The organism is Dietzia sp. UCD-THP, from assembly GCF_000349585.1.
Lineage (GTDB): Bacteria > Actinomycetota > Actinomycetes > Mycobacteriales > Mycobacteriaceae > Dietzia > Dietzia natronolimnaea_A.
On record NZ_KB714673.1, the window covers coordinates 11,973 to 13,188 of the forward strand.

A 1,216-nucleotide genomic window follows, 5' to 3' on the forward strand; every position below is an offset into this window, starting at 1 on the left:
CGATTCGGCGGGCCAGCTCGGACTCGCTGACACCGTAGGCGCGCTTATGGGCGTCGATGAGCTCGACCAGGCGAGGGGTCTCCATGTCCTGCAGTGTCCGCCTGTGCCAAAGGCTTCGTCAAGCGCCAGCTGTCGATTACGACAAGTGCCGCTTTACATAATATAAGTTATCGGCGTTAACATACGTGCAGGTTAGCGCCTGCTCGCCGGCCCGGGGCTCTGCACAGGCGTTTCCTAGGCATCAGGTCGTGGGAGCGTTTGTGCATACCCTGGGGTAGCGGGTTGGCGAGCTTGGCGCTAGCGAGCCGCGAATCGTAGGGCAGCTCGGGTATTAGGTGCGGCAGTTTTACTCCCCAAGGCTGCCGAACAAACTGTCGAGGCTGCCGAGGGTTGGCGTCGTGTCGATGGAGAATTCTTCGTAGCCGTAGGTGTTGTACGTCTGCCCATCGATGGTGGCGGTGCACACTGACACGGCGGTGTAATCCCCGTCGTCCATCCCGGCGAGCGTGGTCGTTAGTGTCTCGCCGGTAGGCGTGACGATGTCAGTCCCAGGCAGGGGCCACAGGCTGTCGCTCGGAATTGACAAGCCGAACGATTCTGTTGGGCGAGCGTCGACGTACTCAATCAGCTCATCGCCAGTTGAGCGCGGCAAGATCATGTTGCCGCACATGCTTGCTTCGTCCGGAGTCGTGAACGCGACGGTTGCAGTTGAGCCGTCGAGCGTCGCCGAGACGTCTGGCACGGCGAGCGGGGTCGCGGCGGCCGAACTCGCTGCGGTGATTGTGATAGCTGCGACAGCGAGGGGCACCGGCACTAATGCGCGACGTTTCATGGCGGCGAGGTTAGCAGCTGACGCCACTTTCAGGCTCGCTGGCGGCGATGGTTTGTCAGCTATCCCTGGTGTCCGAGTGGCCGGGCTGGTTAATTCGTGCGACGTGCGAGTTCGCCAGATTTGATCGGCCCGAGCCGAGTGGCCTGGGTCGACGCCTCGAAATGAAACCTCGAGCTAACAACGACTGTCTGGAGCGATTACCGCCCATGCAGGTTTTTGGAACTGCAGCTTAGGAATGGTCGGCTATCGCTCAACCTGGCGCACTGCTGGCGAGCTAGGGCGTGTCTCCCATAGTTGAGTGGCGACTCGCGAGACCGTGGCCGTATGGGGCAGACGAAGTCACGTTTTCGCCAGTTCACCGATGAGCAGTGGGAGCGGATAGAG

Annotated in this window: 1 protein-coding gene; it reads right to left on the reverse strand. The window is 61.2% G+C overall.

Annotated features, from left to right (window positions below; translation table 11 throughout):
* Nucleotides 1-346 precede the first annotated feature (346 nt).
* The gene (locus H483_RS0120445; RefSeq protein WP_152428111.1) at nt 347-832 is read right to left on the reverse strand and encodes a hypothetical protein; all 486 of its coding nucleotides are present in this window, start codon (nt 830-832) and stop codon (nt 347-349) included.
* Between the last annotated feature and the right edge of the window lie 384 nt (nt 833-1,216).